General features: G+C 69.6%; 19 protein-coding genes. 6 read left to right on the top strand and 13 right to left on the bottom strand.

What is annotated here, in order from left to right; all coding sequences use genetic code 11:
• Positions 1-3: 3 nt before the first annotated feature.
• From AB0F72_RS08295 to AB0F72_RS08265, 7 genes are read right to left on the bottom strand one after another with little or no spacing between them, the layout of a single operon-like run.
• Positions 4-1,206 carry a hypothetical protein gene (locus AB0F72_RS08295; RefSeq protein ID WP_360427215.1) on the bottom strand — a complete coding sequence of 401 codons (1,203 nt, stop codon included), beginning with the start codon at positions 1,204-1,206 and terminating at the stop codon, positions 4-6.
• Positions 1,203-2,336: a hypothetical protein gene (locus AB0F72_RS08290; RefSeq protein ID WP_360427212.1), complete on the bottom strand. Its 1,134-nt coding sequence runs from the start codon at positions 2,334-2,336 to the stop codon at positions 1,203-1,205. The genes AB0F72_RS08295 and AB0F72_RS08290 overlap by 4 nt, the downstream gene beginning before the upstream one ends.
• Entirely contained in the window at positions 2,330-3,550 is a 1,221-nt protein-coding gene (locus tag AB0F72_RS08285; protein WP_360427209.1) for an enolase C-terminal domain-like protein, read from the bottom strand. The genes AB0F72_RS08290 and AB0F72_RS08285 overlap by 7 nt, the downstream gene beginning before the upstream one ends.
• Complete coding sequence (locus AB0F72_RS08280) at positions 3,547-4,467, bottom strand: 5-dehydro-4-deoxyglucarate dehydratase (protein WP_360427205.1); 921 nt, start codon at positions 4,465-4,467, stop codon at positions 3,547-3,549. Before AB0F72_RS08280 ends, AB0F72_RS08285 begins: the two co-directional genes overlap by 4 nt.
• Before the next feature lie 26 nt (positions 4,468-4,493).
• Positions 4,494-5,345 (bottom strand): carbohydrate ABC transporter permease, encoded by an 852-nt coding sequence (locus AB0F72_RS08275; protein WP_360427202.1) that lies wholly within the window; start codon positions 5,343-5,345, stop codon positions 4,494-4,496.
• Entirely contained in the window at positions 5,345-6,289 is a 945-nt protein-coding gene (locus AB0F72_RS08270; RefSeq protein WP_360427199.1) for a sugar ABC transporter permease, read from the bottom strand. The genes AB0F72_RS08275 and AB0F72_RS08270 overlap by 1 nt, the downstream gene beginning before the upstream one ends.
• Complete coding sequence (locus tag AB0F72_RS08265; RefSeq protein ID WP_360427197.1) at positions 6,286-7,599, bottom strand: sugar ABC transporter substrate-binding protein; 1,314 nt, start codon at positions 7,597-7,599, stop codon at positions 6,286-6,288. The genes AB0F72_RS08270 and AB0F72_RS08265 overlap by 4 nt, the downstream gene beginning before the upstream one ends.
• A 171-nt stretch (positions 7,600-7,770) precedes the next feature.
• Between AB0F72_RS08265 and AB0F72_RS08260 the strand changes: the two genes are divergently transcribed.
• The 4 genes from AB0F72_RS08260 to AB0F72_RS08245 all read left to right on the top strand — a co-directional run bounded on the left by AB0F72_RS08260 (position 7,771) and on the right by AB0F72_RS08245 (position 12,149).
• Positions 7,771-8,580, top strand: a complete 810-nt coding sequence (locus AB0F72_RS08260; protein ID WP_360427194.1) for an NAD(P)-dependent oxidoreductase — start codon at positions 7,771-7,773, stop codon at positions 8,578-8,580.
• Positions 8,577-10,046 (top strand): aldehyde dehydrogenase (NADP(+)), encoded by a 1,470-nt coding sequence (locus AB0F72_RS08255; RefSeq protein ID WP_360427191.1) that lies wholly within the window; start codon positions 8,577-8,579, stop codon positions 10,044-10,046. Before AB0F72_RS08260 ends, AB0F72_RS08255 begins: the two co-directional genes overlap by 4 nt.
• Positions 10,043-10,819: an IclR family transcriptional regulator gene (locus AB0F72_RS08250; protein ID WP_360427188.1), complete on the top strand. Its 777-nt coding sequence runs from the start codon at positions 10,043-10,045 to the stop codon at positions 10,817-10,819. Before AB0F72_RS08255 ends, AB0F72_RS08250 begins: the two co-directional genes overlap by 4 nt.
• 481 nt (positions 10,820-11,300) lie before the next feature.
• The gene (locus tag AB0F72_RS08245; RefSeq protein WP_360427185.1) at positions 11,301-12,149 is read left to right on the top strand and encodes a DUF5753 domain-containing protein; all 849 of its coding nucleotides are present in this window, start codon (positions 11,301-11,303) and stop codon (positions 12,147-12,149) included.
• 153 nt (positions 12,150-12,302) lie between these two features.
• On the opposite strand, the gene AB0F72_RS08240 is transcribed toward AB0F72_RS08245, so the two are convergent.
• The gene (locus AB0F72_RS08240) at positions 12,303-12,527 is read right to left on the bottom strand and encodes a hypothetical protein (RefSeq protein WP_360427182.1); all 225 of its coding nucleotides are present in this window, start codon (positions 12,525-12,527) and stop codon (positions 12,303-12,305) included.
• Between the two features lie 264 nt (positions 12,528-12,791).
• On the opposite strand from AB0F72_RS08240, the gene AB0F72_RS08235 reads away from it, so the two are divergent.
• On the top strand, positions 12,792-13,628 hold the full coding sequence (locus AB0F72_RS08235) for a helix-turn-helix transcriptional regulator (protein ID WP_360427179.1): 837 nt from the start codon (positions 12,792-12,794) through the stop codon (positions 13,626-13,628).
• A gap of 16 nt (positions 13,629-13,644) precedes the next feature.
• A complete protein-coding gene (locus tag AB0F72_RS08230) occupies positions 13,645-13,860 on the top strand; it encodes a DUF397 domain-containing protein (protein WP_360427176.1) in 216 nt (71 codons plus the stop codon).
• Positions 13,861-13,938: 78 nt separating this feature from the next.
• Here the strand turns inward: AB0F72_RS08230 and AB0F72_RS08225 are convergent, their stop codons facing one another.
• Genes AB0F72_RS08225 through AB0F72_RS08205 form a run of 5 tightly spaced genes read right to left on the bottom strand, consistent with a single transcriptional unit; the run spans position 13,939 to position 20,347 of the window.
• Positions 13,939-14,907 (bottom strand): glycosyl hydrolase, encoded by a 969-nt coding sequence (locus AB0F72_RS08225; RefSeq protein WP_360427173.1) that lies wholly within the window; start codon positions 14,905-14,907, stop codon positions 13,939-13,941.
• Positions 14,908-14,920: 13 nt separating this feature from the next.
• Positions 14,921-17,317, bottom strand: coding sequence for a glycoside hydrolase family 2 protein (locus AB0F72_RS08220; RefSeq protein ID WP_360427170.1), 2,397 nt, complete (start codon positions 17,315-17,317; stop codon positions 14,921-14,923).
• Positions 17,314-18,126, bottom strand: coding sequence for a carbohydrate ABC transporter permease (locus tag AB0F72_RS08215; RefSeq protein WP_360427167.1), 813 nt, complete (start codon positions 18,124-18,126; stop codon positions 17,314-17,316). Before AB0F72_RS08215 ends, AB0F72_RS08220 begins: the two co-directional genes overlap by 4 nt.
• Positions 18,123-19,040 (bottom strand): sugar ABC transporter permease, encoded by a 918-nt coding sequence (locus tag AB0F72_RS08210; RefSeq protein ID WP_360427164.1) that lies wholly within the window; start codon positions 19,038-19,040, stop codon positions 18,123-18,125. The genes AB0F72_RS08215 and AB0F72_RS08210 overlap by 4 nt, the downstream gene beginning before the upstream one ends.
• A complete protein-coding gene (locus tag AB0F72_RS08205; RefSeq protein WP_360427160.1) occupies positions 19,037-20,347 on the bottom strand; it encodes an ABC transporter substrate-binding protein in 1,311 nt (436 codons plus the stop codon). The genes AB0F72_RS08210 and AB0F72_RS08205 overlap by 4 nt, the downstream gene beginning before the upstream one ends.
• Between the last annotated feature and the right edge of the window lie 98 nt (positions 20,348-20,445).

The following is a 20,445-nucleotide window of genomic DNA, read 5'->3' as shown; positions in this document are numbered from 1 at the left end:
TCCTTACTGAGAAGGTGCCTCCGCGGCGAGGATGACCGCGAGGGTCTCGGTGAGGGGGCCGTCGGGCACGAAGTGACCGAACGTGTCGTTGGCGAAGAACGAGAACCCGCCGACGTGCGCGGCGGCCGGACCGGCGAGCAGTTCCCGCTGGTAGAGGTAGGTGCGCCGGTCGTCGAGGTGGGTGCGGTACCAGTACCACGGGTCGACGAAGTCCAGGCCGTAGAGAACCCGCGGCCCGCCGAGGGCGGCCTTGCTGCGGACGTTCGGCAGGATTTCGGTACGTTCGACGAGCACCGCGAACGTGCAGACCAGCACCGCGTCCATCCGGGCGTAGGCGCTCGCCGGCATCCCCCAGGCGCTCATCTCCACCTCGGCGCGCCAGTAGGTGTCCATCCAGTACAGCTGCCGGTCGCCGAGCGCGTCCCGCATCCGGTCGAAGAACCGGGCGACGCCGCCGGTGCGTTCCGGGGTCGGCGCCGGCGCCCGCGCCGGGTCCCAGAAGCCGACGAGCCCGAACTGGTTGCCGAGCAGGATCCCGTCCAGGGCGAAGTCGGCGACATAGGCGCCGGTCTGCGCCGCGACGAAGTCCCCGGCGGGCAGCCCGCCCGGGACGCCACCGGGGTAGGCCGCGTATCGGTGGTCATCGGCGGTCAGCGCCGCGGCCACGTCGAGCACGCCCGGGATGACGTGCCCGCCCGCGTCGGCGGTCCCCGACGACACCTCCGGATGCCGCACGGTCTTCCACTCGCTGCGGCAGAACTCCGGGCCCGGTTCCAGGTATTCGAGCAGCGTCACCGCGATCCCCCGCCGCGCCGCCTCGGCCCGGATCGCCGCGTAGCAGCCGGCCAGGATCTCGTAGTCCATCGGCTGCTCGCTGACGGTGAACATCGGACCGGCCGAGTACGGGTTGAACGACCGCTCCCCGCCCTCCCGGACCCGGGTCAGCCAGTCCAGGTTGTGCGCCCGGGTCAGCCCGGCGTCACCGTGCGCGTAGCAGTTGTACCGCGCCCAGTCGAAGCGGTCCCGCCGATGCGCCGGCCCGGCGTAGGTGAGAATGTGGTCACCGTTGGACGGGCAGAACACGACGGTGACCGGCCGCCCGTCGAGATACGCGGCGTAGTGGTCGAAGAACGCCGCGACGCCGGGCGCCGGGTCGGTGAGGTCGTCGAACACCTTGGGGGTCAGCCAGAGGACCGCCTCCATCATGGGTTTCCCTCTTTCAGATTCCGCAGCGCGCGGGCGGCGGCGTCGAGCCGGGCGGCCGACGCCAGGCCCGCGTGGTAGACGTGCAGTTCGTCCGCGCCGGCGTCGATCAGCCCCTGCCAGTCCCGGGTCAACCGATCAGAATCAGGCACGGTGGGCGGCAGGATCGTCACGTAAGCGGCGACTCGGCCGGTCACCGAAGCGCGCAGCGCCGCGACCCGTGATATCGACGCGTCCCACGCGGACGCGATGTAGAAATCACCTTTTTCCCGGACGTGGGCCGCCGGCCCGACCGCCCACGGGTCCGCGTCCGCGAAGAAGCCCAGCCGGCCGGCGGCTCCGGCGGCTCGAGCGGCTCCGGCAGCTCCGGCGGCTCGGGCGGCGAACACCACCTCGTCCCGCAGCGCCGCGGTCACCGTGGACCGGACGGCGAGCACGTCGGCCGCGACCTCGTCCGGGACGAACCGGCCGGTACCGACGGCCGCCGTCACCGCCGACCGGGCGCCGCCCGGATCGGCCATCAGGTCCGTGCACGCGGCGCAGAAGCAGATCGACAGCAGCCGCTCGTCGAGAGCGTCCCAGTCGGCGCCCGCGGTCTTCTCGTGCTCCGACTGATGGCCCGCACCCATCGGCCCGCACGCCTCCACGATCAGCCCGTCCGGCGCGCCGGCCCGCATCACCTCCTCGACGAGCGTCCGGGCGTAGTCGCGGACCTCCCGGAACGCCGGGCACAACCCGTACCCATAGGTGTCTCCGAACGCGTTGCGCGGCGCGAAGCCGGTGGGGGTGACCGGGTCCGTGTGCGTGAGCACCACCCAGGCATCGACCTCGAGCCCTCGCGCGCGCAGCAGGTCACGGGCGGCGGCGAACGAGTCGTCCCGGCCGGTCCAGGCCGCCGCGGTGCGCGGCCTGATCGCCGCGGTCGCCCATCTCCTCTCGGGTACGGGCAGATAGAGCGCCCCATGAGTCGCGTGCACGATCCGGTGCCGTGGATGGAGCGGGGTGGCCGCGCGGACCGCGTGGTAGGAGGCGCCCAGCGCCACGCGGTTCACCCCCAGCGCGGCCACCCGGTCCACCGCCCGCGGGTCGCCGAGGACGTCCCACGGGTAGAGGTAGGCGACGGCGTTCACCATCGCGGCAGGCTCGGGTCGTAGCCGCTGTCGAACCGGCGGGCGTACCCGGTGTCGTCGCGGACCTGACGGCCCGAGTCGACGTAGAGCCGGTGCAGCCGCTCCAGCACGTCCAGGTCGAGCTCGACGCCGAGGCCGGGACCGTCCGGCACCGGCACCGAGCCGCCCTCGAACCGCAGCACACCCGGTTTCACCACGTCGTCGCCGGAGTTCCACGGGTAGTGGGTGTCGCAGGCGTAGGTGAGGTTCGGGGTGGCGGCCGCGAGGTGGGTCATCGCGGCGAGGCTGATACCCAGATGCGAGTTGGAGTGCATCGACAGGCCCAGTCCGAGCGTCTCGCAGACGGTGCCGAGGTGCCGGCTCAGGGTCAGCCCGCCCCAGTAGTGGTGGTCGCCGAGGATCACCTGCACGGCGTCCTTCGCGACGGCCGGCGCGATCGTGCCGAACGAGTTCACGAACATGTTCGTCGCCAGTGGCATGCGGGCGGCCGCGCTCACCTCCGCGAGGGCGTCGAGGCCCCAGGACGGGTCCTCCAGGTACTCCAGGACGCCGTCGAGCTCGGCCGCGACCCGCTGTCCGGTGGCGGGCGTCCAGGCGCCGTTCGGGTCGATCCGCAGCGGGTGGCTCGGGAACGCCTCGCGCAGGGCGCGGATCGCGGCGATCTCCTGGTCCGGCGGGAAGACGCCGCCCTTCAGCTTGATGGACCCGAACCCGTACCGGTTGATCAGCGTGGACGCCTGAGCGACGATTCCCGCCGGGTCCAGCGCCTCACCCCACTCGTCCGGCGCGGCACCGGGGTGACCGGCCCACTTGTAGAACAGGTAGGCGCTGTACGGCACGGCGTCCCGGACCGCCCCGCCGAGCAGGGAGACCACCGGCTGCCCGAGCAACCGGCCGGCCGCGTCCAGGCAGGCCACCTCGATCGCGGAGAACGTGGCCCGGCGGCCCATCGCGCTCTCCCCCGGCAGCGCCGCGTCGATCGCCCGGGCCACCCGGCTCGTCTCGAGGACGCTGAGGCCCGCCAGCGCCGGCGCCACCGCGGTGAGCCGGTCCAGCTGCGCCCGGTCGCCGCCGCACTCGCCGAGACCGATCACGCCGCCGTCCACGACGAGGCGCAGCACGCAGCGCAGCGCGAGGGGTTCGTGCACGCCCGTCGCGTTGAGCAGCGGCGGGTCGCGGAACGCGATGGGAGTGACGAGCAATTCCCGGATGATCATGCGGAGACCACCTTGCGGCCCTCCTCGATCAGCTCGGCGAGCCGGTCGACGTGTTCCGGGGCGGGGTCGGTGAGCGGGGCGCGCACACCGCCGACCGCCAGGCCGCGCAGCCGCACCCCGGCCTTGATCAGCGCGACCGGGTAACCGGGGCGGGTGTCCCGCAGCTCGACGAGCGGCGCGTAGAACCGTTCCAGGAGCTCGTCGCGGAGCGTGTCGTCGCCGGTGACGACGGCCCGGTAGAAGCCGAGCGCGATCTCCGGCGCGAACGCGAAGACGGCCGAGGAATAGAGCGGGACACCCACCCCCCGGTACGCCGGAACTGTCATCTCCGCTGTCGGCAGCCCGTTGAAGAACTGGAAGCCGGGACCGGCGGCCTGCCGGACGGCCAGCACGATCCGGTGCATCAGCTCGAGGTTGCCGACGCCGTCCTTGATGCCGGTGACGGTCGGGATCCGGGACACCTCGGCCGCCGCCTGCGGGGTGAGCACCGCGTTCGCCCGCTGGTAGAACACCACCGGCAGGTCGGTGGCGGCGGCGACCTGGCGGACGTAGTCGACGACGCCGGGCTGGGTGCCGCCGACCAGGTAGGGCGGGAGCAGCAGCACACCGTCGACCCCGGTGCGGGCCAGCCGCCGTACCTGATCGATGGCGACCGGAAGCGGGCCGCCCGCGCCCGCGTAGACCGGCGTCGTGCCCGCGGCCGACGCCACCGCGACCCGCGCGACCGCCTCCGTCTCGTCGCCGCTGAGCGCGTGGAACTCGCCGGTGCCGCAGCCGGCGAAGACCGCGCCGGCGCCCGCGTCGACGCCCTGCGCGACATGGGTGGCCAGGGTCGTCTCGTCGACGCTGCCGTCCGGGCCGAACGGGGTGACAGGGAAGAACAGGACACCATTGAATACAGGCTGATGGAACGTCATCGAGATCCCTCGGTAGATGGGTGGGCTCAGCCCTTGGTGGCGCCGGCGGTGATCCCGCGGACGAGCGAACGCTGCAGCAGCAGGTAGACGACGAGGCTGGGAATCAGGGCGACGACCGCGCCGGCCAGCACGGCGCCGGGGCCGACGACGTTGTCGACGCGCATCAGCGCGAGCGCCACCGTGATCGTGTAGTCGCTCTGGTTCTCCGCGACGATCAGCGGGAGCAGGTACTGGTCCCAGATCATGATGAAGCCGAAGACGGTGATGACGCCGAGCGCGGACCGCGACAGCGGCAGCACGATGCGCCAGAGCATCCGCAGCTCACCGACGCCGTCCAGCTTGGCCGCCTCGATGATCTCGCCGGGGATCTCCTTCATGAACTCGCTCATCACCAGGATCGAGAAGCCCCAGATGCCGACCGGCAGGATCACCCCGAGCGCGGATCCCTTGAGGCTCAGCCCGAGCCCCGGCAGGTCGCCGATGACCAGCGACAGCGGGATCGCGATGACCTCCTCCGGCAGCATCATCGTGAGCAGGATGGCGAGCATGACGAAGGCCTGGCCGCGGAACCGCTGACGGGCCAGGGCGTACGCGGCGAACACCGACACGGCGATCTGCAGCAGCAGGCCGCCACCGACGATCACCAGCGAGTGCCCGAGGTAGGACCAGATCCCCCGGTCCCCGGCGACGGTGAAGTTGGCCCAGGTCAGCTCGTTCGGCCAGAAGCTGAGCCGGGTGGACTGCCCGTGGTTGTCGAACGCGCCGGAGAGCACGAGGAGGAACGGTCCGGCGAAGACGAAGAGGGCGAGGGCGCAGAGGAGCGCGCGGAGCGGCCTGGTCCGGGGCGTCCAGCCGAGCGCGGTGTCGAAGCGATCCATCACGCCTCCTTCTTCCGCGTAGCGAATCTGACCACCAAGGTCGCGGTCAGGGTCAGCAGGAGCAGCAGCACCGACGCGGCCGAGGCCCGGCCGATGTTGTTCTCCTCGAGGCCGAGGGAGATCACCCGGGTCATCCAGACCTCGGTGGATCCGGCCGGCCCGCCACCGGTGAGCACGTACACCTCGGTGAACGTACGCAGGCTGCGGATCGCGGCGAGGGTGAGGATGACGGCGATCGCGGGCCGCAGCGCCGGCACGGTGATGTGCCACAGCCGCCGCAGGGTCCCGGCGCCGTCGACCGACGCCGACTCGTACAGCGCCCGGTCGACGCCGGCGAGCCCGGCCAGGACGATCACCATGTTGTACGGGGCGCCGATCCAGATGCCGACCGCCATGACCGACCAGAGCGCGGTGTCGGTGCCGGCGATGAACTGGGACGGGCCCAGGCCGAGCAGCGACAGCAGCGAGTTCAGCGGGCCGTCCGGGGTCGGGTGGTAGAGCAGCCGCCAGATCTCGCCGCTGACCGCTGTCGCGGTGACCACCGGCAGGAAGACCGCGCTGCGCAGCACCCACAGCGACCGGGTCTGGCCCTCCAGCAGCAGCGCGAGCAGCGCGCCGACCAGCAGCGCGCCGACGGTCTGCCCGACGCCGAGGATCAGGGTGTGCCCGAGAGCGTCCCGGAACCGGGCGTCGGTGAGCACGTCGGCGTAGTTGTCCAGGCCCACCCACTCGTTGCCGAGGAACGGCTGCACCTTGAAGAGGCTCAGCCGGATGCCCTCGATCATCGGGATGAACTTGAAGTAGACAGCGAGCAGGATCGCCGGGATCAGGAACAGCCAGGAGATCAGCGCGCCGGACGGGCGGCCGCGCCGCACCGGAGCGGGGTCCCCGCCGGAGCGGGACCGGCTGGTCCCGCTCCGGACCGGTACGAGGGACGTCGTCACGCCAGGACGCCCTGCTCCTGGAGCGCGGCCGAGACCGCCTGCGCGGTGGCGTCGAGTCCGGCCTTCACGTCGCCGGAGCAGTCGGCGAGGACCTTGTTGAGTCCCTCGGCGGCGGCGTTGCGCACCGGCACCCACTGCAGCGCGGCGGGGAACTCCCGGCCGTTCTCCGTGTACGCCTCCTGGATCACCGACCAGCGCTGGTCGCCGGTGACCCGGGCGGCGTCCAGGGTCTTGGTGACGGGGAGCCGGACCACGGCCTGGGTCTTGCTGACCATGCCGAGCTTCTGCGCCTCGGGCGTGATCAGGAAGTCGGCGAGCTTCTTCTGCGCGTCGGTGAGCTTGCTGCCCGCGCCGAGGTAGATGTTCTCGCCGTTGGCCAGCACGTCGCCACCGGCCGGTCCGGCGGGCGCCGGCACGACCTCGTACTTGTCCTTGGTGAGCTTCTGGTCGTAGGGGACGAAGTTGTAGGGGCCGGTGAAGTAGATGCCGGCCGTGCCGTCGGTGAAGTGCGTGGTCTGCGCGGTGGTCTGGGTCAGCGCGCCCGGCTGCACCACGCCCGGGGTGCAGAACTGCTCACGGATCCAGGTGACCGCCTGCACCGACGTGTCGCTGTTGATCTCGACGCGGTACTTGCCGCCGCCGGCGTCGGCGACGATGTCGCCGCCGCCCTGCCACAGGTAGCTCGCGCTCCAGAAGACGGTGTAGCCGTTCTGGGCGCTGCCCGGCACGACCATCCCGTAGGTGTCCTTCTTGCCGTTGCCGTCCGGGTCCTTCTCGGCGAACGCCTTGGCCAGGGCCGTCAGGTCGGCCCAGGTCTTCGGGACCGGCAGGCCGACCTTCTCCCGCCAGTCCTTGCGGATGAACGTGGCGAAGGCCTGCCGGGAGAACGGGATGCCGTAGGTCTTGCCGTCCAGGCCGGTGACCGACTTCCACGCGGTGTCGGCGACGTCGGCGCCGCCGGTGACGCTCGCCTGCTCGATCGGCTGCAGCCAGCCCTGCGCCTGGTAGGTGCCGAGGTTGGCGGCGTCGGCGACGAAGACGTCGGGCAGATCCTTGGAGCTGGCACGGGCCTGGAGCTGCTGGTCGAACTCCACGACCGGCTGGTAGTCGACGGCGATGCCGGTCTTGGCGGTGAAGGCGGCGAAGATGTCTTTATAGGTGGCGGCGGGCTCGGGTGCGCTGCGGGTCCAGACCTCCAGGGTGTCACCGGCGTCGCCGGCGCTGTCGTCACCGGCGCAGGCGGCGCTGCCGAGCAGCAGCACAGCCGACACCGAGGCGAGCAGGCCCCGGATTGCGGTTCGTGGCGCCATGCCATCTCCATTCACATATGTGTAACGCTTTCACATAGGCGGATCCTTGCGGTACGGTATGGATCTCCCAACGAAGATGTCAAGACTGTTACGACAGCGACCTGATCGTGATCGCCGATCCACCGGCGGTCCGGTGGCGGTCCGCTGGCGTTCGTCGGCCGAGGAGAGACGTTGCCCGAAACACTGCTGGTCACCGGTGCCGCCGGCCGCGTCGGCACGCTGATCCGCCCGTTGTTGCGCCGCCCGGGCCGCCGGCTGCGCCTGCTCGACCCGGCCCCGCCGCCCGCCCTCGACGACGGCTCGGAGGAACACCTCGCCCTGTCCGTCACCGATCCGCGGGCCATGGCCGCCGCCTGCGCCGGCGTCGACCTGGTCGTGCACCTCGGCGGCCACAGCAAGGAGCGGCCCTGGCCGGAGATCCTGGAAGCCAACGTGCACGGCACCCAGGTCGTCCTCGACGCCGCGCACGCCGCCGGGGTCCGCCGCGTCCTGCTCGCCAGCTCGGCGCACGCCGTCGGGATGACACCGGCCACCGAGGCCGGCGGCGCCGACGAGCTGCCGCCCCGCCCGGACACCTTCTACGGCGCCGGCAAGGTCGCCGCCGAGGCGCTGGGCAGCCTCTACGCCGACCGGTACGCGATGACCGTCGTCTCCGCCCGGATCGGCACCGTCGAAGCCGAGCCGCGCGGCGTCCGCAGCCTCTCCACCTGGCTCTCCCCCGCCGACATGGTCCGGCTGATCGAGGCCACCCTGCGCCTGGACCGGACCGGCCACCACGTCGTCAACGCGATCTCCCGCAACACCCGCCGCTGGATGAGCCTCACCGCCGGCGAGAAGATCGGGTACCACCCGGCCGACGACGCCGAAGCCTGGGCGGACCGCTACCCCGACGCGGGCCCGCCCACCGCCCCACCCGACCCGAACGAACTGCTCGGCGGCGCCTGGGCCGTCAGCACCGACCCCCTGGGAACGACACTGTGACCCCATCGGCTGCCTTCTCCGACATCACCCCCGCGGAACGTGCCCGGCTGCTGCACGCGGTCGCCGACGCCCTCGACGCGGCGGCCGGCGAACTCGTCCCGCTCGCCGCCGAGGAGACCCACCTGCCGATCCCCCGGCTCACCGGCGAACTCGGCCGCACCACGTTCCAGCTGCGGCTCTACGCCGACGAGATCACCGCGGGGCGGGTGCACGACATCCGGGAGGACCCGGCCGACCCCGACTGGCCGACCGGTCCGCGGCCTCGGCTGACCCGGATACGCGTACCCATCGGACCGGTTTTGATCTTCGCGGCGTCGAACTTCCCGTTCGCGTTTTCGGTCGCCGGCACCGACACCGCCGCCGCCCTCGCCGCCGGCTGCCCGGTCGTCGTGAAGGCCCACCCCGGCCACCCGAAGCTCTCCCGCCGGGTGGCCGCCCTGGTCAGCGACGTCCTCCCGGCCGGAGCGATCACGCTGATCGAGGGCGAGCAGGCCGGCCGCGACGCGCTGCAGGACCCGCGGATCCGCGCCGCCGCGTTCACCGGCTCCCTCGCCGGCGGCCGTGCCCTGTTCGACCTGGCCGCCGCCCGGCCCGAGCCGATCCCGTTCTACGGCGAGCTCGGCAGCGTCAACCCGGCGTTCGTCACCCGCGCGGCCCTGGCGAGCCGCCGCGACGAGATCCTGCGAGGTTTCGCCGGTTCCTACACGCTCGGCCTCGGCCAGTTCTGCACCAAGCCCGGCGTGCTGTTCGTCCCGGCCGGGCTCGGCGCCGAGCAGGCGCTCATCGAGATCCTCGCGGACGCGCCCGGCGGCGCGCTGCTCAACAGCCGGATCGCGAGTGGGCACCGGGACGCGCGCGCCGAACTCGCTGCCCACGCCGGGGTCCGCGTCGCCGTCGCCGGTCAGGCCGACGACACCTCGGCCACCCCCGCGCTGCTGGTCACCGGCACGGACACGATCCTCGACGTGCTGCACGAGGCGTTCGGGCCGACCGCAATCCTCGTGGAGTACACCGACGAGCTCTCGCTGCTGACCCTTGCCGCGCAGCTGCCCGGGCAGCTCACCGCTACCGTGCACGCCGAGCCCGGCGAGGCGATCACCGGGCCGCTGCTGCGGGAACTCGCTGATCACGCCGGGCGGGTCATCCTGAACGGATGGCCCACCGGGGTTTCGGTGAGCCCGGCCATGCATCATGGTGGGCCCTACCCGGCGACCACCGCGCCGCTGCACACGTCGGTGGGGACGGCGGCCATCGATCGGTTCCTGCGGCCGGTCACGTTCCAGAATGTTCCGCACGACGCGCTCCCGCCGGCGTGGGGTTTGCCGGCGGCGGCCCCGCTGTCGCAGTCGGCGGCCCGGCAGTCTGCGGCCTCGCTGTCGCAGTCGGCGGCCTCGCTGTCCTCGGCCCCGCTGTCCTCGGCCCCGCACTCGTTGTCGGCGGCCTCGCGTTCGAAGGAGACGGCATGAACCCGGATGAGCCGAAGCTGGTCAAATCGGCGCAGCGCACCATCGAGATCTTGGAGATCCTCGGCGAGGCGCGCGATCCGATGACCGTTACCGACCTGCACAAACGACTCGGTTATCCGCGGTCCAGCCTGCACCAGCTGCTGCACACGCTGATCGCGATGCGCTGGCTGGAGGCGACCGACGACGGATCCGCGGTCGGCATCGGACCGCACGCGCTGCTGACCGGCACCGCGTACCTCGACCGGGACCCGGCCCTGCCGTTCGCCACCCGCACCCTGGAACTCATCCGCGACAAGCTCAACTACACCACCCACTACGCCCGCCTCGACGGCTCCAACGTCATCTACCTGCTGACCCGCGAGACCGCCGACTCCCGCCGCGCGGTGTCCCGGGTCGGCCGCCAGCTGCCCGCCCACGCGACGGCCCTCGGCAAGGCGCTGCTCGCCGAGCTCACCCCGCGCGAGGTGGGCGCCCTGCTGCCGGCGCCGCCGCTGGCGCGGCTCACGCCGAACACCATCACGGACCCGGACGCCCTGCTGCGAGACCTGGAGCAGACCCGGGTACGGGGGTACTCGCTCGAACACGAGCAGAACACGCCGGGCATAGGGTGCGTCGGGGTGACAGTGCCCTACCGGATTCCCGCCACGGACGCGATCAGCTGCTCCATCCCGATCGCGGCCGCAACGGACGCCGAGCTGGAGCGGGTCGCCGAGGTGCTCCAGGGTCACGCGAACCAGCTGGCGGCAGACCTGCGAGCGGAAGGCATCCGCTGACACCGCAGCCACTCCCCCAGGGGCGACCAGCGCACACGGAACGGATATGCGTGCGCTGGCGGCCCCGGGCAGCGGCCGGTAAACCGCGAGGCGACGCGGCCCGGGACGGCGGGGCAGTCCTGATGCCGGGGCGTGCGCCGGAGGCGGGGCGGTTGATCTCATCAGCGATAACAGTCGAATGGCGCTAAAGCTGCATTCAGCGCAAGCCGGACGCGATTCGCCCCGCGCATTTCCGAACCATTACCGACGGGTACTCAATTCCGAGCCCAAAACGGCCAACCCGCTGGATTATACCGGAGATCCACGCCCGACAACACTCCCCAGAATGGGGTACCCCCGGAAACGACGCCGCCGGTTCACGAACACCGCTGATTGCGCCATATCGATAGGTAGCATGGTGCTGCCACCGTCAACCGATCTTGAACCGTCGAGAAGAGGCCACGCAGATCCGGTTCCGGAAAGCCTGAAGGAGCTGATCCCCATGACCGCCAGCACTGATCCGACGGTATCCCGGCTCGCGCTGTGGCGCCGGCTCACCACCACCCGGATCCGGTCCGGGCAGGATCCGAAGCAGGTGGCCGACGCGCTCGGCTGGCCGCTGGCGGACCTGCTGCTCGTCGAGGCGGTCGCCGACGGGATCGCCGACGGCCGGCTGCTCACCCTGATCGATCACTACGGGCTCGGCGAGGACCGCGAGACCGTCGACCTCTACCGGAAGGTGCAGCCGCTGACGGTCCGCGACACCCCGCTGAGCAGGGAGGTCCGGCTGCTCGTGGAGTACGAGAAGGTCGCCTCCAGCGTCCGCGCCTTCGAGCCGTTCGTCATCCCCGGACTGCTGCAGACCCGGGCGTACGCGGAGGCCGTGCTCACCTTCTACGCCTCGCCGGCGGAGCTGGCGCCGCTGGTGGAGGCCCGGATGGCCCGGAAGGAGATCTTCGAACGGGACGACGCCCCGGAGATGCACTTCCTGATCGACGAGTCGGCGTTGCGCCGCTGGGCCGGCGCGACCGGGCCGGGACCGGAGATCATGCGGGAGCAGCTGGAGCACCTGCGGCGGATCGCCGGGCATCCGCGGGTCCGGGTGCAGGTGGTGCCGTACGCGGGAGGGTTGCACGAAGGGATGAAAGGGCCGTTCGTCATCCTCGGTTTCACCGACCCGGAGCACAGTGAGTTGCTCTATCTGGAGGATGCGAAAGGCGACGTGGTCCGCGCCGACGCCGTGGAGGCCGAGCCCTATCTGGAGCGATTCGGCAGCCTGCTCGTCATCGCCGCGCCGGCCGGGGATCTCGACGCCTTCCTGGATCGCGCGCTGGCGGAACTGGCCGCCTGACCGGGGCATCGTCACCGCCGCGGAACCGCCCGCCCGATCGGCGGCATCGTCACCGCCGCGGAACTGCCCGCCCGATCGGCGGCATTGTCACCGCTGCGGAACTGCCCGCCTGATCGGCGGCATTGTCACCGTTGACGATGCCGCCTCGGTTCGTCAGGCGACCAGTGACATCACCACGAGCGCGAGCGCGCCGACTGCCAGAATCACCGCGAGCCCCATCGCTGCGGCGGATTTGATCACTTCGAGGACCGGCTGCAGAGAACGCGCGATCAGCCGCAGAGCGAGAATGATCAGGATTGCCGCGCCGACGATCATAACGTTTGAGGCATCGTGACCAGGCGGCTGTTGCGCGGACAGCATGAGGACTACACTTTCCACGACTCGTCCTTTCTTTCCGTGTGACCGGTTTGGGGGACAGTGGGATAACGGGCACTCCTGGCTGCAACCGGGAGTGCTCGTCCTGTTTCGGGACCTGTCGGCCCTACCGATAGTTTGCGCGGCGACACGCCTAGTTGGCAATTGCCAAACCACACGTTGACACACTATGTTTTCCCACGGCCCGTCTTGCCAACGAGTTTCTTGACATAGAATCAAGGCTGGGGTACAGGGAGGTGTCTCGTGGTCCGGCGGAGCAGCCCGACGTTGCGCAACCGAGAGCTCGGTGCGCTTCTCCGGGGCTACCGCGAGGCCAGGAACCTCACCGCCGCCCAGGTGGCGAAGGACGTGGGCCTGCCGGCCGCCACGATCAGCCGGCTGGAGAACGCGTCCCGCACCTCCAAGCGCTCCGGGCCACCGCACGTCCGCGCGCTCTGCAGCTACTACGGGCTTGACGCTTCCACCACGGAGCGGCTGGTCCAGATGGCCAAGGAGGCCTCACAGCCGGGCTGGTGGCAGCGGTACAACCTGGAGTCACCCACGGCGACCTATCTCGACCTGGAGAGCGCCGCCGTCTCGATCGACAATTTCGAGGCTCTGCTCATTCCGGGCCTGCTCCAGACGAAGGGTTACGCCGAAGACGTGATCACCCTTCTCCGGGCGTATTTCTCCGCCGACCAACTCGCGCAGACCGCGGAATCCCGGATCAAGCGCCAGCAGATCCTCGTCGGCGAGAATCCGTTGCGGTTCAATGCCATCATCGACGAGACGGCCCTGCACCGGATCATCGGGAACCGCGACATCATGCGGGAGCAATTGCACCACATCAAGGACATGGCTGCGGTGCCCAACGTGAGTATCCAGGTCCTGCCGTTCTCGGCGGGCACCAACCCCGGCCTCGACGGGTCCTTCTCGATCCTGACGTTCGACGAGAAAGTCCTGCCCACCGTGGTCTACACCGAGGGGCAACTGGGTCAGATCTTCGAGGACGAGCCGAGCGAGACCGAGCGCATCAAGCGCACCTTCGCCGGACTCGCGGAACTCGCCCTCGACTCCGAGCGGTCACTGAGCATGATCGACGAACGAATCCGCGCACTTTCTTAAACCAGGGAAAATCATCATGAGCCACTTGAATTTCGACCGCAATGAGCTCGCGTGGCGCATCGCCACCCGGAGCGGTGGCGGCAATTGCGTTCAGGTCGCCAAGACCGACAACCTCATCGCCGTGCGCAATTCGCGCTTTCCCGACGGCGAGGTCATTCTTTACACGAAGCAGGAGTTCGAGGCCTTCCTGGACGGCGCCAAGAAGGGCGAGTTCGACGACATGCTGGACTGATCTCCACCTTTCACAGAAGACAGTCGATCGCTCGGCGAAACGGGCGGCAACCGCATCGGTTGCCGCCCGTTCACACGACTAGAAGCGGATCTCGCCCTGGTTCAGCACCCGCGGATGGAAGTACGCGGCCTGGATCTCCGCGTTCGTGTTGTTGCCGCGCAGCTGCTCCGACCAGACCATGAAGTACGACCACCGCGGCTGCGCCGCCAGCAGCGCCGCGTCCGGCACCTTACCCATCTCGGCGATCGCGATCGGCTTGCCCGCGGCGATCGACTGGATCTGCTGGTAATCGGCGGCGGACGGGTGATTCTTGTACCACGCGTCGAGCGACACCACATCCACGTACGAGGCGCCCGGATAGTACGCGGACCAGCCACCGGCCGGGTTGTCCTGCACGTTCCACACCCAGATCAGGTTGGTCAGGCCCTGGCTGTCGAAATAGTCCCGCATCTGCCGGAAGAGCGTCGCCGCGCCGGGCCGGCCGCCCCACCAGTTCCACGTCTCGTTCATCTCGTGGAACGGCCGCCACAGCACCGGCACCCCGGCGTCACGCAGCTGCCGCAGGTACGGCACGACCTCGGCCATCCGGGCCCGCCACGTCTGGTTCAGCGCGGTCCCGCCGGTGATGATCTGCTGGAACTGGGCGTCCGTGACCCGGGTCTTCACGCCGCCCTCGAACTCGCAGGTCCGCCCGGCGGTCGGCGAGCAGGCGTGCCAGGTGAGCGCGACGAGCGAGCCGTTCGCCCACTCCCGTTTGGCCTGGTCGACGACGCGCTGCCGGTTGTTCACGTCCTCGGCGCGGAACATCATGTCGCCGCCCCACAGGCCCGGCCACTGACCGGTGACGTCGTGCACCTGCTGGGTGTACTGGCCGGGCGAGCTGGCCGGCTCCTTGTTGTGCTGACCGGAGACGATGGCGGTCCCGGTGATCGACCGCAGATAGCTGAGGACTGTCGACTTGCCGGTGGCGGGGAAGGCTGTCGCGGGGACGGGGAGGACGGTGGCGCCGAGCAGCAACGCGGCGCCCACCGCCAGGGGGATTCTCACAACAAGGACCTCCTTACGGGTACGGGGTCAGAACGCTCGCCAGATCGGTGAGGACCCAGGGGTCCTTGACCGCGAGCGGGTCGAGTTCGATCGGGGCACGGACGTGCAGCACCGTGGACTCGCCGGGCAGCAGGGTGAGGAATCCCCTGTCGACGACGGCGCCGGGGTGGATCCGGTCCGGTTGCAGCAGCACGTCACGGGCGATCCCGGCGGCGTGCAGCCGCACGTCGAGGCCACCGGGCACCTGCTCCGCGGTGACGGTGAGCCCGGGATCGCCGTACCCGCCGTCGGTGTCGAACCAGAGCGCGCGCGCCTCGCCCAGGGTGGCCACCACGACGGCCGCGCCGGTCACCGGCACATCGACGACGCCGACCTGGCGGGCGGCCACCGAGATCTGATGAGAAACGGACTCCAGCACTGAACCGTCGGCAGCCCGGAACTCGATGCGCAGGTCGCCGCTCCACGCCGACGGGGAATCGTTGAGAACCGCCACGCCGCGCGGCTGAATGGTCAGCGTCCGGGGCGCGTACATTTCCCGCAGCGCGTGGTAGAGCGGTTTCAGCCGGCCCGCGCCGTCGATCGCCGCCCACGACGTGACCGGCCACAGATCGTTGAGCTGCCACACGATCGTGCCTGCGGTGTGCGGCCAGTGCGAGAGCCAGTGCTCGATTCCGGTCCGCACCGCGCGCACCTGGTTCAGCTGGGTCAGGTAATGCCAGGCCTCGATCCCGAGCGCGCCGGACATCGCGGCCGGGAAATGGGCAGCGAGACCGCGGGCGAGTTTGCCGTTGCCGTCCTCGGCTTTCTGGTGGTGCAGGACACCCGGCGAATCCGGCAGCAGTGGCTCGTCGGAGACGGCGTCGCGCAGGGTCCGCCAGGCCGGCGGCGCCTGCCATCCGAATTCCGCGACGAATCGCGGCGCCGAGTCGCGATAGTGCGTGTAGTCCTGCCGGTTCCACACCTCCCAGGAGTGGAAGGTCTGGTGATCGGGATCGTTCGGCTCGTGCTCCCACGACCCTGACCAGGGACTTCCCGCCTGATAGGGCCGGGACGGGTCCAGCTCGGCGAGAATGGACGGCAGCACGTCGAGGTAATAGCCGTCGCCCCAGCTCAGATCCCCGCCGGGCTGTTCGGTCCAGCCGGAGACGCCGCGCAGCCACAGATTCTCGTTGTTGCCGTTCCAGGTGATCAGGCTCGGATGCGGTGACAGCCGGGTGACGTTCTCCCGGGCCTCGGCGATCACTTCGGAGCGGATCGGCTCCTCCTCCGGATAACAGGCGCAGGCGAACGGGAAGTCCTGCCACACCATCAGCCCGAGTTCGTCGCAGACCTCGTAGAAAGCGCGGTCCTCGTAGATGCCACCGCCCCAGACCCGGATCAGATTGACCCCGGCGTCGGCGGCCTGCCGGAGACGCGACGCGTAGCGATCCGGGGTCATCCGGGACGGGAAGATGTCGTCCGGGATCCAGTTGACGCCTTTGGCGAGAACCGGTTCGCCGTTGATGTGGATGACGAATCGGGTGCCTGCCGCATCCGGTGACCGGTCGATCTGCACGGTGCGGAATCCGGTGCGCCGTTCCCACCGATCAATCTCGGTCTCGCCGTCGAGCAGCACCACTGTCAGCTCGTGCCGTGCGGCCTCGCCGTGTCCCCGCGGGTTCCACGGCGTCACGCCGGGCACGTCGATCTCGGCGCGGACCCGCGTCCGGCCCGCCGGGAGATCCAGCACGGTCAGCTCGCGGCCGTCGATCAGGACCCGCGCGCGGAGCGCGCGATCCCGGGTGCGCTCGATCTCGGCGGTCAGGTCCAGCTTTCCCCGATCACCCGAGTACGTGCAGAGTGGACGCACCGTGGCGATCCGGGCGACACTCCAGCCCTCCAGCCGGACCGGCCGCCAGATACCCGCGGTGACCAGTGTCGGCCCCCAGTCCCAGCCGAAGCTGGACGCCATTTTCCGGATGAACGGAAAGGGCTCGGGATAGGCGTTCGGCCGCGGACCGACGATGCTTCGCACCCGTTCCGCCTCGGTGTAAGCGGACGTGAACCGTACCCGCAATGGGGTTGTGGTGGTGATTCTGGATGTCACGTCGAAGCGGTAAGCGCGGTGCATGTTGCGCGTCTCGCCGATGACCTCGTCGCCGAGTTCGATGTGAGCGACAGTGTCGAGGCCCTCGAAGACCAGGTCGACGCGGTCGTGCTCGGGACCGGTCCACTCGATCTCACGTTCGTAGGTCCAGTCGGCGCGGCCGACCCAGGCCACCGCGTTCTCGTTGTCGTCGAGAAAGGGGTCCGGAATGCGGCCGGCGGCCAGCAGATCGGTGTGCACGCAACCCGGGACGATCGCCGGGACGACGTCGCCGCCGGCGTCCCGCAGCCGCCATGCGCCGGACAGATCGGAAAGAGAAATCACTTCGTCGCTCCCGCGGTGATGCCGTTGTAGATGAAGCGCTGCAGCAACAGGAAGAACACGACAGTGGGCAAGATGACGATCATGGTGCAGGCAGCGATGGTCTCCCACTGCGCTCCGTACGGTCCCTTGAAGCGGAACAGCGCCGTGGAGATGACGCTCAGATCGGGCGAGCGCAGGTAGAGGAAGGGAATGTAGAACTCGTTGTAGATGGCGATTCCCTTGATGATCGCGACGGTGGCGATCGCCGGTTTCATCAGCGGCAGGATGATCCGCCGGTAAATGGTGAATCGGGTCGCGCCGTCGATCATCGCGGCCTGGTCGAGGCTCGGCGGGATCGACTGCATGAACTGGATGAAGATGTAGATGGAGATGATGTCGGTGCCGAGGAACAGCACGATCGCCGAGCCCGGCGTGTTGACCAGGCCCATCGACTTGACGATCTGATACGTCGCGACCTGGGTGGTGACGCCGGGGACCAGCGCGGCGACCAGGAAGAGGCCGAGGACCAGCCGCTTCAGCGGGAAATCGAAACGGCTCACCGCGTAGGCCGCGAGCGTGCCGATCAGGATCGTGCCGGTCAGCGAGATCGCCAGGATGACAGTGGTGTTCCAGAAGCCGAGCAGCATCCGCCCCTCGGTCCAGGCCGTGGCGAAATTGTCGAAGTTGACCCAGCTCCGCGGGGGTGTCAGCGGTCCGGTCGCGGTGTACTCGGCGTGCGTTTTGAAAGCGGCGAAGAGGACGACCGTCAGGGGCAGCAGGACGACGATCGAGGCGAGGATCAGGGAGGCGTACTTGGCCGCTTTTCTCATGACAGGGTGACCTCCTCGTCCGGAACGAGACGCCGCTGGATCCAGGTGATGAGCAGGACGACGAGCAGCAGCACCACGGCCATCGCCGACGCCAGCCCGATCTGGCGGAACTGGAACGCGGTCTCGTAGGCCTGCACCACGAACGTGCGGGTGCCGTTCGCGCCGCCGGTCATGATGAACGGGATCTCGAAGACCGCCAGGCTCCCGGAGATCGCCAGGATGAACGAGAGGCTGATGATCCGCCGGATGCCGGGCATGATGATGTGCCGGAACTTGTGCCAGTCGCCGGCGCCGTCGATCTCCGCGGCCTCGTAGATCTCGCCCGGGATCGACTGGATCGCGCCGAGGAACAGCACGAAGCTGAGGCCGGTGAACCGCCACACCGACGTGCCCGCGAGGGAGATGTTGGCGATGTCCGGGTCGCCCAGCCAGTACCGCGTGTGCTCGCCGAGCCCGGCCCAGCCCAGCACCGTGTCCAGGGTGCCGCCCGGCTGGAACAGGTAGAGGAACACGAACCCGACGGCGACCCCGTTGAGCAGGTACGGGAAGAACAGGATGCCCTTGAACAGGTTCCGGAACCGGGTGTTGAACGACAGGATCACCGCGAAGTACAGCGCGATGGCGATCTGCGCGAACGACGCCACGAAGTAGTACCCGCTGATCAGGAAGACCCGCCAGTACCGCTCGTCGGTGAAGACCCGCACGTAGTTGTCCAGGCCGACCGGCTCCATCGTGGCGTCCAGGCCGTCCCACGAGGTGAAGCTGTAGTACACCATGTTGCCGACCGGCACGTAGGTGAAGGCGACCAGCAGGCCGAGCGCGGGAGCCAGGTAGAGCCAGGGAAGCCATCGCCGGGTTTTCCGGGGCGCCACCGGCGGCGCTGTCACCGCCGGTCGCTGCATCGTCGTCGTCACTTCATGACCTGCGACTGGGCCTCGCCCCACCGCTTGTTCAGCTCGGCGAAGTACGACTCCTTGTCGCCCTTGGCCGCGCCGCGGGCGATGTCGATCAGCTTCTGGCGGTAGATGTTGCCGGCCAGGTCGATCTCGGAGACCTTGATGATCTCGTCCTCCTTGCCGGCGTTCCCGACCGCGGCCGGCAGCTCCATCAGCTCGACGCCGGTGCTCTGGAAGTCCTTGAGCACGGCCGGCAGCTCCTGGCCGATCGGCGTCGGGATGGACTGCTGGTCGGCGGCGAACCCGGACTCGTTGACGAACCACTCCAGCCACGCCTTCGCGGTCGCCTTGTTCTCGCTGGTCTTGCTGACCGCGCCCTTGTAGTCGCCCTCGATCCGGGCGTGGAACGTGCCGCCGGTCTGGTAGGGGAACGGCCAGAACACGATGTCGTCGGGGTTCGCGCCGGCGGCCTTCGCGGCGTCCTTCATCTGCGGCACCGCCCAGGAGCCGAGCAGCATGGCCGCGACCTTGCCGGTGCCGATCATCGGCTTGCTCCCCTCCCAGTTGGTGGTGAGCGGGTCCGGCTCGCTGAGCTTGCTCTTGACGATGTCGAAGAGCAGCCCGTCGGTGATGTGCTGGATCTTGCCGGGCTGCCACGGGCTGGGTTCGGCCGGGAACGTCTCGTTCGCGGCCGGGTCGCCGAGGATCGCCCGCTGGCTGTTGAAGAAGCTCAGCGGCCAGCCGTCCTTGTAGTTGGTGTAGAACGGGATCGCGTCGGTCTTGGCGTCGATCGCCGCCAGGCCGGCGAGGAAGTCCTCGGGCGTCTTCGGCGGCGCGGTGATCCCGGCCTGCTGCCAGACCCGCTTGTTGACCACGAAACCGTTCGCGACGCCGCCCAGCGAGAGGCCGTAGACCTGGCCGCCGAAGGCCTTCTCGTCGGCGAACCGGTACTTCGCCTTCAGCTCGTCGAGCGAGCCGAGCGGCTCGAAGAACTGCCCGAGCTGGTCGACCTTGACGGTGTTGGGGATGAGCAGCACGTCGCCGTACTCGCCGGAGCTGAGCTGAGTGGTGACGTCGCCCTCGTAGTTCGTGACCGGCTCGAACGTGACGGTGGTGCCGGGGTACTTCTCCTGGAACTTCTTGGCGTACGCCGGCAGGGCGGTGGTCGCCAGGTCGGTGCGGTTGGTCAGCACCGTGATCGCGCCGGTGATCTCGCCGGAGAAATCGGCCGCCGCCTCCTCCTCGTTCGCGCCGCCGGTGCACCCGGTGACCACGGCCAGCACGGCGGCCGCGCCGAGTGAGAGGAAGGTCCTTCTATCCGCCATGTCGCTCGTCCGTTCGTGAGGGATTTATCCGAGCGGATGCGATGACCGCCCGATGAGGGCACAGCATGGTCGGGTCGCAGCGATGTCGTCAAGGTTAA

It is taken from the genome of Actinoplanes sp. NPDC023936 (assembly GCF_040639325.1).
GTDB lineage: Bacteria > Actinomycetota > Actinomycetes > Mycobacteriales > Micromonosporaceae > Actinoplanes.
This window is presented reverse-complemented; position numbering and strand designations above follow the sequence as displayed.